The following is a 12,430-nucleotide window of genomic DNA, read 5'->3' on the forward strand; positions in this document are numbered from 1 at the left end:
TGCCGATTCCTTCAGCCTCGGGGCCGTTGCCGCGCGTGAACCATTCCGTCCTCATCGATATCCGAGACCTCCGTCCGGGCATGTTTGTCCAGCTCGATGTTGGGTGGCTGAACCATCCCTTTCCGGTCAGCAGCTTCAAGATCACCTCCAGCGCACAGATCCAGACCCTGAAATCCCTGGGCCTGGAGGTGGTGCGCTGTGTCCCGCACAAAAGCGACACCTGGCCCGCCGAGGTGCGCACCCCGCCGCCGCAGGAGCTGCCGCCCGTCGTGGCGGCCCCCGAGCCTGCACCCACCGAACCTGCGCCAGCACCGCTGCTGCTGTCCGTGCCCGACTGGCGCGGCCGGCTGGAGGACTGCAATGCGCGCTTTCAGAAGGTGGAGCGCGGCTATGTGGCCATAGAGACCACCATCGCCAGCGCGCCCGAGCAGGCGCGCATGCCCACCGAGGCCCTGGTCGATGGCTGCCTGGCCGAACTGGCGGGCCCGCAGGACGTGGCCATTCACCTGCTGTCCGATGGCGTGGGCAGTAGCCAGAGCGTGCATGCCGTCAACGTGACCGTGCTCAGCCTGCTGCTGGGCCGGGCCCTGGGCCTGCAGGAATCGCTGCTGCGCGACCTGGGCCTGGCGGCGCTGCTGCATGACGCGGGCAAGCCCGTGGCCGGTGTCGAAGGCATGCACGGCCTGGCCCTGGAGCCTTCCGTGCCCGACGCCCTGCGCGAGCGCTACGAGCGCCATGTGGGCGAATCCGTGGCCATTGCCATGCGCATGGGCCTGTCGGCCCAGGTCACCACGGCCATCGCCCAGCACCATGAATGGGCCGACGGCACGGGGTTCCCGCTGAGCCTGGTGGCCGAAGACATGGAGCTCACGGGCCAGATCCTGGCCCTGGTCAACAGCTACGACCGCCTGTGCAATCCCGGCGATGCACAGACGCCGCATACGCCGCACGAGGCCCTGTCCATGCTGTTCAGCCGGCTGCGCGACAAGTTCGCCGCGCCCGTGCTCAATGGCTTCATCCGCATGATGGGTGTGTTCCCCCGGGCTCGGTGGTGGAGCTGACCGACGGGCGCCATGCCATGGTCATGTCCGTGAATGCATCACGCCCGCTCAAGCCCTCGGTGATGGTGCACGATGCCGGCGTGCCAGCCGCGCAGGCGCCCGTGCTGGCGCTGGAGCTGTTTCCCGAGCTGGGCATACGCCGGGGAGTGGCGCCCGCGCAACTGCCGCGCGATGCGCTGGACTACCTGTCGCCGCGCCGGCGTGTCTGCTATTACTTTGAACGGGCGGTGGAGTTGGATCCACCGAAGGTGGCGTCTTGAACAAGCAAGCGCTGAACCGCGCCTGGCCCCGCCTGCTCGATGCACTGCAGGAGGCCCTGTGGCTGATCGATGCGCGCACCCTGAAGGTGCTGCGCGCCAACGCCGCCAGCGAATCCGTCACCGGCTATGAGGCCGATGCGGCCCCGGGCCTGCCCGTGCAGGTGCTGGCCGCCACGCCGCAGCAGCAGGCTTTCTGGAGCGATCCCTTCAACTGGCAGGCCGGAGCCCAGTTCATTGCCGAGGTGCGCCGCGCCGATGGCCAGCTGGCGCCCGTGGAGATGCGCGTGCGCGCGCTCGACGGCGAGGTGCTGCTGGTCAGCATGCTGGACCGGCGCGAGCAGGCCTTGCACGAGGCCGAGTTCGAGAGCCTGTTGGGTGAGCTGCGCGCCACGCTGGAGTCCGCGGCCGACGCCATCCTGGTCTGCGATCCCGATGGCCGCATCCGCGCCTTCAATCACCGCTTTGCCACGCTCTGGGGCATTCCCGAGGCGCTGCTGGTGCGCCGCAACGACGTGGCCATCCTCGACCACCTGGCCAGCCAGGTGCGCGATGCCGAATCCTATGCGCGCCAGTTGAAGCTGCTGTCGGCCCAGCCCCTGATGGAGGCGGCCGACGTGCTGGACCTGCGCGACGGGCGCATCCTGGAGCGCCGCGCCGTGCCCCAGCTGCGCCGGGGCCTGCCCATGGGGCGGATCTTTTCCTTTCGCGACATCACGGCCGAGGCCCAGACCCAGGCGGGCCTGGAGCTGGCCGCGCGCGTCTTCGAATCCAGCCTGGACGGCATCTTCATTGCCGACGGCTACATGGATGTGGCCCGCACCAACCCGGCCTGCGAGCGCCTGCTGGGCGGCATGCCCGTGCAGGGGCGCACGGTGGAGTCGCTGTTCGAGGCCTCCGAAGGCCAGGCCGACACCCTGGGCGACCTGGCCCGCATCCAGTGGCACCAGGGCGGCTTCTGGGAGGGCGACCTGTGGTTGCGCCAGGCCGGCGGCGCGCGCTGCGCCGTGCGCCTGTCATGGGTGCCGCTGCGCAACGCGCAGGGCGACGTGGTGCAGAGCATCGGCTTCATGCGCGACCTCACGCAGCAGCGCGTGGCCCAGCAGCGCATTGAACAGCTGGCCTACAGCGACGCGCTCACCGGCCTGCCCAACCGCCTGAACCTCACGGAGCGCGTGGATGCAGCCATCGAGGCCGCGCGCGCAGGCGGCACGGTGTTCAGCATCCTGTTCATCGACCTGGACCGCTTCAAGATCATCAACGACTCGCTGGGCCACCAGTTCGGCGACCGCGTGCTCAAGCTGGTCGCGCAGCGCCTGAGCGACTGCATGCGGCCCGTGGACATCCTGTGCCGCCTGGGTGGCGACGAGTTCGTGCTCTATCTGCAGGGCTGCAACGCCGAGCTGGCCGCGTCGGTGGCCAAGCGCATCCTGCAGGAGATGGAGCGCCCCTTCCTGCTCGACGGCCTGGGTTTCTCCGTGCAGTGCAGCATCGGCGTGGCCCAGTATCCAGCCGATGGCCTCACGCTGGATGAGCTGATCCGCCAGGCAGACACCGCCATGTACCGCGTCAAGGAACGGGGCCGGGGCCATTTCAGCTTCTACCAGCCGCAGATGAGCGCCGGCCTGCTGTCGCGCATGAAGCTGGAGCATGCCATGCGCCAGGCGCTGGAGCATGGCCGCATGGCGGTCTACTTCCAGCCCCAGGTGCACATAGACAGCGACCGCATCGTCGCCGCCGAGGCGCTGCTGCGTTGGACCGATCCCGAATTCGGCGTGGTCTCGCCGGGTGTCTTCATCCCGCTGGCCGAGGAGTCGGGCTACATCGTCACGCTGGGCGCCTGGGTCATGGAGCAGGCCGTGCAGGAGGCTGCACGCTGGCAGCAGCAGGGCATGCCCATCAAGGTCTCGGTCAACGTGTCGGCGCTGGAGTTCCGCCAGTCAGGCTTTGTCGAGCGGGTGACCGAGCTGCTGCGCAGCTACGGCCTGACACCCCAGCTGCTGGAGCTGGAGCTGACGGAAAGCATCTTGCTGCAGGACGCCCAGGACATGGCGCTGCGCGTATGCCAGATCGCCGACCTGGGCGTGGGCATGGTGATTGACGACTTCGGCACTGGCTACTCCAACCTGGCCTACCTGAAGAAGCTGCCCATCTCCAAGATCAAGATCGACCAGAGCTTCGTGCGCGGCCTGCCCAGCGACGAGGGCGACCAGGCCATCGTCGGCGCCATCATCAGCCTGGGTCTGGCGCTGGGCGTGGAGATCGTGGCCGAGGGCGTGGAAACGCACGAGCAGCTGACGGCCATCCACCGCATGCAGGGCCACTACTTCCAGGGCTTCCTGTGCGCGCCTGGCCTGCCGCGCGAGCAGTTCGGCGAATGCCTGCAGGCGCAGCGCGCCGGCATTGGCGCCATCGCCTACCGGCAGAGAATGGCCCAGGCCGCGAGCGCTCAGCTGCCTGCGCTCAAGCCCTTCCAGAGCATGTAGGCCGCCAGGCCGAACAGCAGCGTGGCAAAGATGCGCTTGAGCTGGCCCACGGGCAGCCGGTGCGCGGCCCGTGCCCCCAGCGGTGCCGTCAGCACGCTGCAGCAGGCCAGGGCCAGCAGGGCCGGCAGCCACAGGTAGCCCAGCGAGTATTCGGGGCGCCCCGCGTCGCCCGCGCCGGTGAAGATCAGGCCCGCCGCATTCACCACGGCAATCGGAAACCCCAGTGCCGCGCTGGTGCCCACGGCCATGTGCATGGGCACCGAGCAGCGCATCATGAAGGGCACGCTGATGAAGGCCCCGCCCGCACCCACCAGCCCCGAGATGAAGCCCAGGCCCGTGCCCGCGCCGTACAGCCCCAGCGGCCCCGGCAGGGCGCGCGTGGCCGTGGGCTGGCTGTTGCTGCGCAGCATGCGCAGCGCCATGTAGCCGATGAATACGCCAAAGAACAGCGCCAGGTACTTGCCGCGCAGCAGCGCGAAAACGCCCAGGCTGGCGAGCAGGCCGCCCGTGATGATGCCCGGCGCCAGGCTGCGCACGATGTCCCAGCGCACGGCGCCACGACCGTGGTGGGCGCGCAGGCTGGAGATCGAGGTGAACACGATGGTGGCCATGGCCGTGGCGATCGCCATCTTCACGGACAGATCCGGGCCGACCCCGCGCTTGTCGAGAAAGTAGGTCAGAAACGGCACGAGCACCATGCCGCCGCCCACTCCCAGCAGGCCGGCCAGGAAACCGGAGCACAGGCCCAGCAGGGCCAGTTCGAGAAACAGCAGGTCAGGCATGCGGCAGAAGGTCGGTAGTGGATGGGCGGGGAGGGGCGGGCAACAAAAAACCCGGCGCACCGTGGAGGTGCGCCGGGTTGGAATCAGGTGTCTGCAAAGACCACCGGGCCGTCATCCTGAACCGGGGTTCAGGGGGGCAAGGGCAGCCAGACGTTGGGTTCATCTAACGCGAGACGATCACGCTCGAATGGCAATGTACCAAGCCCGGGCTCATAGAGCATTGGTCCAAGGAACTATAAAGCCCGGCGGGTTTGCAGACGCCTCCATTCTACGGCGATTGAGCAGGCCCGCAATCAAGTTCTTTGAACGGCATGGGCTTTCCATTGACATGGCCGATGCCATGAAAAACGGCCTCCGAAGAGGCCGTTGGTAGACGGGGAGTGCAGCGGCTCAGAGCAGCCGAGCATCGCTTTCCAGGGCCTGGTCCAGGCGCAGCACCAGTTGCTCGGCAAGGGCCTGCTGGCGCTGGCGCTCGGCCAGTTCCTCGGGGCTGGGCTCGGGCGGCAGGGACTGGGCGGCATGCTGCGAAGTGACCTCGTCATGCAGGGACTGCATTTCGGCCTGGGCCGTGGCCATGGCGCTTTCCTGCGCTTCGCGGTCCAGCACGTCGAAGGCCATGTTCAGCGCGGACAGCACGGCCACGCGCTCGCGCGAGCGGACCTTGCCGCTGTCGCGGATCCGGGTCATGGCCGTGTCCACACGGCGCACGGCCTCGAGCAGACGCTCTTCCTGGCCATCGGGGCAGGTCAGCACATAGCTTTGCTGCAGGATTTGCACTTCGATCTGCTTCATGGGCGTTCGGGCGTCGGCGGTTGCGAAGGGGGTCAAGCCCCCTGGTTGGAGGGCAGGCGCTCGATCAGGGCATCGACGCGGGCCCGGGCGGCGTTGAGCCGCGAGCGCAGTGAATCACGCTCCTGGGTCAGGGCCGCCACCTGTTCGGCGAGTAGCGCATTCGTGCGTTGCAGTTCCTCGTGGCGAACCAGCAGGCGCTCCACGCGCTCTGCAATGTGGTCGAGGGAAGTCTGGGAGGTCATAGACGCTGAGATTGTAGGACGTGCGAACGAAGTGAGCGCATTCCGTGGAAGTATCCGAGGAAACCTGATAGCAGGGGGGCTTAGAAGGCTTGACGTCAGCGCCGTGCTCAGGTATTCGAGCGCAGGCGGCAGACTGTCTCACAAAATCGTAGCGCCATGTGTAGGACGCGTCTGCTTCGGCGGGGTGTAATGCGTAAGCATTGGTTGCGGGCGCGGTGCGGGTGGGGTGCGGATACGGCGGGGGTGCGCACTACAATGCGCCGCGTTGGCGGAGCGGCCGGTTCAAGGCAGCGTCGCACGGAGCAAACAAATACACATGAATATTGACCTTGGCCGGGGCGGGGCACGCTGCCCGGCGCTGCTGATCACTTCCACGGCCTCGGGCCAGGGCAAGACCACGCTGACGGCTGCGCTGGCGCGGCTGCATGCGCGCCAGGGGCGCCGTGTGCGCGTGTTCAAGTGCGGCCCTGACTTCCTGGACCCGCACTGGCACGAGCTGGCCAGCGGCGCGCCCGTGCACAGCGTCGATCTGTGGATGACGGGCGAGGCCGACATGCGTGCGCGCCTGCACGCCGCCGCCTGCGAGGCCGACCTCATCCTGGTGGAAGGCGTCATGGGCCTGTTCGACGGCACGCCCTGCGCTGCCGATGTGGCCGAGCGGCTGGGCCTGGCGGTGCTGGCCGTGATCGACGCCTCGGGCATGGCCGGCACCTTTGGCGCACTGGCCCATGGCCTGCAGCACTACCGGCCGGGCCTGCGTTGGGCCGGCCTGCTGGCCAACCGCGTGGGCAGCGCCCACCATGCCGACCTGCTGCGTGCCGGCCTGCGCGAGCCTTCGTTGTGGCTGGGCGCGCTGGCGCGGGTGCAGGGCGCAGGCGCCACCTCGCTGCTGCCCGAGCGGCACCTGGGCCTGGTTGCCGCGCATGAGCTGGACGATGCCCTGCAGCGCCTGGACGTGGCCGCCGATGCGCTGCTGGCCACGCCGCTGGGCCAGTTGCCCTGGCAGGCCGAAGCGGGGCAGGGCGCCAGCTGGCAGGACTGGTCCGTGGACTTTGAACCGTGCCCGGAACCTGCCGAAGCCGTGCAGCCCTGGCTGGCGGGCCGCACCGTGGCGGTGGCGCGTGATGCGGCCTTCAGCTTCATCTACCAGGCCAACCTCGACTGCCTGCGTTCCATGGGTGCGCGGATTGCCTTCTTCTCGCCCCTGGCCGCAGAGCGCCTGCCGCAGTGCGATGCGCTGTGGCTGCCCGGCGGCTATCCCGAACTGCACCTGGACGCGCTGGCCGCCCATGCCGCGCTGCGCGGTGACATTGCCGCCCACGTGGCTGCCGGCCGGCCGGTCTGGGCCGAGTGCGGCGGTATGCTCGCGCTGTGCGAACGACTGACCGACACTGCGGGCCGGACCACGGACCTCTGGGGCCTGTTGCCCGGCCATGCACGCATGCAGCCGCGCCTGGCCGGCCTGGGCATGCAGCAACTGCCTACGCCCTGGGGCCTGTTGCGCGGCCACACCTTCCACTACAGCCGGCTGGACACGTCCATGGCCGAGGCCGGGCGCAGCAGCCGCCCTGGCCAGGCTCCCCAGCCCGACCGGGGCGAGGCGCTGTACCGCCAGGGCAGCGTGCACGCCAGCTATTTCCATGCCTGGTTTGCCTCGCAGCCGCGCGCCGTGGCGGCGCTGCTGGGCGCTGACATTCCCGCAGGCCAGGCGTCATGACCGACCAGATATCCACCTATTCGCTTGCGCGCAGCCAACTCATTCTGGGCGGCCAGAAAAGCGGCAAGTCGCGCCGTGCCGAATTGCTGGCCCGCGCCTGGCTCGATGGCGCCCTGGACCGCGAGGCCGCGCTGATCGCCACCGGCCAGCCCTGGGACGATGAAATGCGCGAGCGCATCGCCCGCCACCGGCGCGACCGCGCCGAGCGCGTGCCCGGCATGGCCACGCTTGAGGAGCCGCTGGACCTGGCCGCCATGCTTACGCGGCACAGCACGCCGCAGCGCCTGCTGGTGGTGGACTGCCTGACGCTGTGGCTGACCAACTGGATGATGCCGGCCCAGCCTTCCGAGGAACTGGCGCGCGGATGGGAGGGCCAATGCACGGCCTTTCTGGCCGCCTTGCAAGCTGCGCCCGGCCCGGTGATCCTGGTCGGCAACGAGATCGGCCTGGGCGTGATCCCGCTGGGATCGCAGGTGAGGGCCTTTGTGGATGCGCTGGGTGTGCTCAACCAGCGTGCGGCGCAAAGCTGTGAAACCGTCACGCTGATGTGCGCCGGCCTGCCGCTGGCGCTCAAGGGCCCGCAGCCGTGAGGCCATGGCGTCTCGCCCTGTGGGGCCTGGCGTTGGCACTGGCGCTGTCTGCGGCGCAGGCTGCCATCCGGGTCACGGACGGGCGGGGCGTTCCGGTGGAGCTGCCACAGCCGCCGCAGCGCATCGTCAGCCTGCTGCCCTCGCTGACCGAGACCGTGTGCGAGCTGGGCGGCTGCCAGCGCCTGGTTGGCGTGGACCGCTATTCGAACTGGCCGGCCCATGTGAAGACCCTGCCCGTGGTGGGCGGCGGCATGGATCCCAATATCGAGGCCATCGTCGCGCTCAAGCCCGATCTGGTGCTGGTGTCCATGGCCTCGCGCTCGGTGGCGCGGCTGCAGGCATTGGGCCTCAAGGTGGTGGCGCTGGAGCCGCGCACCCATGCCGATGCGCAGGCCGTGCTGCGCACCGTGGGCCAGTTGCTGGACCTGCCGCCCGCGCAGGGCGCCGACCGTGTCTGGTCCGCCATCGAGGCGCGCATGCAGGACGTGGAGCGCAGCATGGCCCCCGCGCTGCGCGGGCAGACCGTGTACTTCGAGGTCAACCGCGGCCCCTTTGCCGCAGGCGAGTCTTCGTTCATCGGCGAGACCCTGGCGCGCCTGGGCATGCGCAACATCGTGGGTGCGCAGCTGGGGCCGTTCCCGCGCATCAACCCTGAATTCGTGGTGCGCGCCGACCCGGACTTCATCCTGGGCGGCGACCGCAGCCTGGGCACATCGGGCGAGCCCTATCCGGGCTGGGGCCGCCTGCGTGCCATGCAGGCCGGGCGCGTCTGTCGCTTTGTGCCAGCCGAGCTGGACGTGCTGGTGCGCGCCGGCCCGCGCATGGCCGAGGGCGCTGCGCTGATGGCGCGCTGCCTGAACGGGGCCGCACGGTGAGGCAGGCCCGCAGGCACCACAGCGGCCTGGCTGCGCCCTGGATGGCACTGGCCCTGCTGGTCGTGAGTGCCCTGCTCATGCTGCTGGGCGCGGGCGTGGGCAGCACGGGCTGGGAGAGCATGTGGGCGGCGCGCAGCGATCCGCTGTCCTGGCAGATCGTCACCGAGATCCGGCTGCCCCGCACGGCGGGCGCATGGCTGGCCGGCGGCCTGCTGGGGCTGGCCGGGGCCATCGCCCAGGGCGTGTTCCGCAACCCGCTGGCCGATCCCTATCTGCTGGGCAGTGCCTCGGGCGCCTCGCTGGGCGTTGCATTGAGCATGGCGGCGCTGGGCGCCTCGCCCTTCGCACTGGCGGGCCTGGCACGTCTGGGTGTCACGGGCGCGGCCTTTGCGGGCGCGGCCCTGGCCGTGCTGCTGACCCTGGTGCTGGCCCAGGGCGTGCACAACACCATGCGCCTGCTGCTGGCCGGTGTGGTGGTGGGGGTGGTTCTGGGCGCGGCCGCATCGCTGGTGCTGCTGATGAACCCGGACATCATGCAGGCCATGCAGGCCTTCATGCTGGGCAGCACCTCCTTCATCGGCTGGGGCGCCTGCGCGCTGATGCTGGCCGTGCTGCTGGCCACCACCCTGGGCGCCTGGTGCCTGGGCCGCGTGCTCGACGGCCTGTCCCTGGGCGAGGCCACGGCCCACAGCCTGGGCCTGCCGCTGGCGCCGCTGCGCATGGTGCTCATCTTGCTGCTGGCCCTGGCCACGGGCACGGCCGTGGCGCAGACCGGGCTGATCGCCTTCGTCGGCCTGGCCGCGCCGCATCTGGTGCGCTCCATGGTGCGGTCCATGCACCGCTGGCTGCTGGTGCTCAGCGCGGGCATGGGTGCCGTGCTGCTGCTGGCAGCCGACCTGCTGGCGCGCTGGCTCATCGCCCCGCAGGAGCTGCCCGTGGGCGCACTCACGGCCCTGCTGGGCGGCAGCTACCTGCTGTGGCTCATGCACCGCCGCCACGCCCTGCGCGGCGGGGAGGGCGCATGACGGCACTGGCCCCCGCCCTGCAAGCGCGCGCCCTGAAGGTTCGCCTGGGCGATCGACAGGTCCTCAGCGGCCTGAACCTGGCCCTGCCCGCCGGCCGCTGGACCGCCATCGTCGGCCCCAATGGCGCCGGGAAATCCACGCTGCTGCGCGCCCTGGCAGGCATGGAGTCCGGCGCTGGCGTGCAAGGCGAGGTGGAGCTCCTGGGCCGCCCGCTGCGGCAATGGAGTGCGCGCGAACGGGCCTGCTCGCTCGCCTGGCTGGGCCAGAACCAGCCCGTGGCCGGCGACATGCGGGTCCAGGACGTGGTCATGCTGGGCCGCCTGCCGCACCAGGGCTGGCTGGCTGCGCCCAGCCAGGCAGACCATGCCGCCGTGGAGCAGGCCCTGCGCCAGACCCAGGGCTGGGACTGGCGCATGCGCAGCGTGGGCAGTCTCTCGGGCGGGGAGCGCCAGCGCGTGCTGCTGGCGCGCGCCCTGGCCGTGCAAGCCCGCGTGCTGCTGATGGACGAACCCCTGGCCAACCTCGACCCGCCGCATCAGGCCGACTGGCTCGAATGCGTGCAGGCCCTGGTCGCCCAGGGCCGCACCGTGGTCAGCGTGCTGCATGAGATATCGATGGCCTTGCAGGCCCAGGACCTGGTCATTCTCGACAAGGGGCAGGTGATGCATCAGGGCGCCTGCGCCGACCTGGCCACGCATGCGGCGCTGGAGGCCGTGTTCGAGCACCGGCTGCGCATCCGCGCCATCGACGGGCAGTGGCTGGCCCTGCCACGGCTGCGGGGGCAAGCTGCGTCTGCCTGATCGCCCGCCAGAAAAAAATGTCTCTACATGCGCCGTATCTGAGCCGCTGGGCTTTGACCATCGATGGTCAGCCCCTGTCCACGCCGCGCGGCGTGTTGTTGCCCGTGCGCCAGGGCGGCACGCCCGCCATGCTCAAGATCGCCCAGGAGCCCGAGGAAGTGGCCGGCGCCCAGCTGATGGCCTGGTGGAATGGCGATGGTGCCGCGCCCGTGCTGGCCCATGAGGGGCCGGCCCTGCTGATGCTGCGCGCCACAGGACCCGAATCGCTGGTGGAGATGGCCCGTGGCGAGCGCGATGAGGAGGCCTCGCGCATCCTGTGCACCGCTGCCAAGCGCCTGCACCTGCCGCGCGCCAAGGCGTTGCCACCCCTGGTGCCGCTGACGCAGTGGTTCCATGCATTGCTTGCACAAGGCCATGGAACCGCCAGCCTGCTCGGCCTGTGCGCCACCACGGCGCGCGAGCTGCTGGCCGCACCGCGCGACGTGACCGTGCTGCATGGTGACCTTCACCACGGCAATGTGCTGGACTTCGGCCCCCTGGGCTGGCTGGCCATCGACCCCAAGGGCCTGTACGGCGAGCGCGGCTTCGACTACGCCAACATCCTGAGCAATCCCGACCGCGCCAGCGCACTGGCGCCGGGGCGCTTTGCGCGCCGCATGGCCACCATTGCCGAAGTCTCGGGCATAGAGCAAAGGCGCCTGCTGCAATGGGTGCTGGCCTGGTCGGGGCTGTCTGTCGTCTGGAGCATGGAAGACGGTGACGATCCTGGCGCTGCGATGGCTGTGGCGCAAATGGCGGCTTCGGCCTTGGGCTAGTCGCGACCGGCTTTCCTCGACCGAGGTGCCTCCAGATACGCACCGCTGGCAAACAATTGCTCCTCGGCCTGGTCGATGCGCTGCACCACGCCTTTGCCGGCGCGGCTGGCCAGCAGTTCCACCAGGGCCTCGGACAGCGCCACGGCCGAGGTGATGGAGGGGAAGAACGACGGGCTGTGCAGCGAAAACAGCAGCGTGGCGTCGGCCAGCAGCGCCAGGGGCGAGGCGGGGCTGTCGGCCAGCGCCACGATGCGGCAGCCCGCGTCCCTCGCGGCCTGGGCCACGGCCAGCGCCTCGCGCGAGTAGGGCGCAAAGGCGACTACCAGCAGGGCGTCGCCGCGCTCCATGGCGCGGCATTGCATCTCCAGCGTGCCGCCCTGGCCGTCCAGCAGGTGCACGCTGGCGCGCAGCAGCCGGTACACATAGACGAAGGAAAAGGCCACGGGGTAGCTGGCGCGAAAGCCCGCCACATGCACGCTGCGGGCCTTTTCCAGCAGTGCGCAGGCCTGCTGCAACGCATCGCCCAGGCGCCGCTCGGTGGCCTCCAGATTGCGGCGGTGCACCTCGAAGGTCTCGCCCACCAGGTCATGGTCGCCAGCGCGGCCCACCAGGGCCTTGGCGCGCTGGCCGTAGGCCTCGTCGCTGCCCAGACCCATGTCCTGCGCGAAGGCCTGCTTGAGCTGCGGCCAGCCGTCAAAACCCAGCCACTGCGCAAACCGCACCAGCGTGGCGGGCGGGCTGCCGGCGCGCGTGCCCACGCTGCGCATGGAGGCCGTGACCACATCGTTGGGATGCTCCAGCACGAAGCGGGCCACCTGTTGCAGGGCAGGGCTCAGCTCGGCAAATCGCTGGCGGATGTCGTCTTGAACGGACATGGGTTTTCAGGAGGAAGGAGAGGAAAAGGGCGGTGTTGGCTGCGCCGACTGTAGCCCAGGCGCGGGCCGGCTTGGAACGGCTGTGGTTGAAATCTCTGTTGACGGAACAAATG

At 69.8% G+C, this 12,430-nt stretch carries 11 protein-coding genes and 1 pseudogene; 8 read left to right on the plus strand and 4 right to left on the minus strand.

Features of this window, described 5'->3' with window-relative positions:
* Positions 1-80 precede the first annotated feature (80 nt).
* Together CLV01_RS12960 and CLV01_RS12965 are read left to right on the plus strand one after the other, a co-directional pair.
* Positions 81-1,321 (plus strand): annotated as a pseudogene (locus tag CLV01_RS12960) (HD-GYP domain-containing protein).
* Positions 1,318-3,804: a bifunctional diguanylate cyclase/phosphodiesterase gene (locus CLV01_RS12965; RefSeq protein ID WP_013803222.1), complete on the plus strand. Its 2,487-nt coding sequence runs from the start codon at positions 1,318-1,320 to the stop codon at positions 3,802-3,804. The pseudogene CLV01_RS12960 and the gene CLV01_RS12965 overlap by 4 nt, the downstream one beginning before the upstream one ends.
* Here CLV01_RS12965 and CLV01_RS12970 read toward each other — a convergent pair.
* The 3 genes from CLV01_RS12970 to CLV01_RS12980 form a co-directional block, all read right to left on the minus strand.
* Positions 3,768-4,586, minus strand: a complete 819-nt coding sequence (locus tag CLV01_RS12970; RefSeq protein ID WP_012204635.1) for a sulfite exporter TauE/SafE family protein — start codon at positions 4,584-4,586, stop codon at positions 3,768-3,770. The genes CLV01_RS12965 and CLV01_RS12970 overlap by 37 nt on opposite strands.
* Positions 4,587-4,976: 390 nt before the next feature.
* Positions 4,977-5,378, minus strand: a complete 402-nt coding sequence (locus tag CLV01_RS12975; RefSeq protein WP_012204636.1) for a cell division protein ZapA — start codon at positions 5,376-5,378, stop codon at positions 4,977-4,979.
* 32 nt (positions 5,379-5,410) lie between these two features.
* Positions 5,411-5,620 (minus strand): hypothetical protein, encoded by a 210-nt coding sequence (locus tag CLV01_RS12980; RefSeq protein WP_012204637.1) that lies wholly within the window; start codon positions 5,618-5,620, stop codon positions 5,411-5,413.
* A 316-nt stretch (positions 5,621-5,936) separates the two neighbouring features.
* Here CLV01_RS12980 and CLV01_RS12985 point away from each other — a divergent pair, with 316 nt between their 5' ends.
* From CLV01_RS12985 to CLV01_RS13010, 6 genes are read left to right on the plus strand one after another with little or no spacing between them, the layout of a single operon-like run.
* A complete protein-coding gene (locus tag CLV01_RS12985; protein ID WP_099734140.1) occupies positions 5,937-7,337 on the plus strand; it encodes a cobyrinate a,c-diamide synthase in 1,401 nt (466 codons plus the stop codon).
* The gene (locus tag CLV01_RS12990) at positions 7,334-7,927 is read left to right on the plus strand and encodes a bifunctional adenosylcobinamide kinase/adenosylcobinamide-phosphate guanylyltransferase (RefSeq protein ID WP_099734139.1); all 594 of its coding nucleotides are present in this window, start codon (positions 7,334-7,336) and stop codon (positions 7,925-7,927) included. The genes CLV01_RS12985 and CLV01_RS12990 overlap by 4 nt, the downstream gene beginning before the upstream one ends.
* On the plus strand, positions 7,924-8,802 hold the full coding sequence (locus CLV01_RS12995; RefSeq protein WP_099734138.1) for an ABC transporter substrate-binding protein: 879 nt from the start codon (positions 7,924-7,926) through the stop codon (positions 8,800-8,802). The genes CLV01_RS12990 and CLV01_RS12995 overlap by 4 nt, the downstream gene beginning before the upstream one ends.
* A 41-nt stretch (positions 8,803-8,843) precedes the next feature.
* Positions 8,844-9,827, plus strand: a complete 984-nt coding sequence (locus CLV01_RS13000; protein WP_099735162.1) for a FecCD family ABC transporter permease — start codon at positions 8,844-8,846, stop codon at positions 9,825-9,827.
* On the plus strand, positions 9,824-10,627 hold the full coding sequence (locus CLV01_RS13005) for an ABC transporter ATP-binding protein (protein WP_099734137.1): 804 nt from the start codon (positions 9,824-9,826) through the stop codon (positions 10,625-10,627). Before CLV01_RS13000 ends, CLV01_RS13005 begins: the two co-directional genes overlap by 4 nt.
* A gap of 17 nt (positions 10,628-10,644) precedes the next feature.
* A complete protein-coding gene (locus tag CLV01_RS13010) occupies positions 10,645-11,442 on the plus strand; it encodes an aminoglycoside phosphotransferase family protein (protein ID WP_099734136.1) in 798 nt (265 codons plus the stop codon).
* Here the strand turns inward: CLV01_RS13010 and CLV01_RS13015 are convergent.
* On the minus strand, positions 11,439-12,317 hold the full coding sequence (locus CLV01_RS13015) for a MurR/RpiR family transcriptional regulator (protein WP_099734135.1): 879 nt from the start codon (positions 12,315-12,317) through the stop codon (positions 11,439-11,441). The two genes, CLV01_RS13010 and CLV01_RS13015, sit on opposite strands and share 4 nt — an antisense overlap.
* Positions 12,318-12,430 lie beyond the last annotated feature (113 nt).

The organism is Delftia sp. 60 (assembly GCF_002754395.1).
GTDB lineage: Bacteria > Pseudomonadota > Gammaproteobacteria > Burkholderiales > Burkholderiaceae_C > Comamonas > Comamonas acidovorans.

Bases quoted from the DNA above. Each gene is read 5' to 3' on its own strand.
- CLV01_RS12970 (WP_012204635.1), bottom strand. From the start codon at position 4,586: ATGCCTGACCTGCTGTTTCTCGAACTGGCCCTGCTGGGCCTGTGCTCC.
- CLV01_RS12975 (WP_012204636.1), bottom strand. From the start codon at position 5,378: ATGAAGCAGATCGAAGTGCAAATCCTGCAGCAAAGCTATGTGCTGACC.
- CLV01_RS12980 (WP_012204637.1), bottom strand. From the start codon at position 5,620: ATGACCTCCCAGACTTCCCTCGACCACATTGCAGAGCGCGTGGAGCGC.
- CLV01_RS12985 (WP_099734140.1), top strand. From the start codon at position 5,937: ATGAATATTGACCTTGGCCGGGGCGGGGCACGCTGCCCGGCGCTGCTG.
- CLV01_RS12990 (WP_099734139.1), top strand. From the start codon at position 7,334: ATGACCGACCAGATATCCACCTATTCGCTTGCGCGCAGCCAACTCATT.
- CLV01_RS13000 (WP_099735162.1), top strand. From the start codon at position 8,844: ATGGCACTGGCCCTGCTGGTCGTGAGTGCCCTGCTCATGCTGCTGGGC.
- CLV01_RS13005 (WP_099734137.1), top strand. From the start codon at position 9,824: ATGACGGCACTGGCCCCCGCCCTGCAAGCGCGCGCCCTGAAGGTTCGC.
- CLV01_RS13010 (WP_099734136.1), top strand. From the start codon at position 10,645: ATGTCTCTACATGCGCCGTATCTGAGCCGCTGGGCTTTGACCATCGAT.
- CLV01_RS13015 (WP_099734135.1), bottom strand. From the start codon at position 12,317: ATGTCCGTTCAAGACGACATCCGCCAGCGATTTGCCGAGCTGAGCCCT.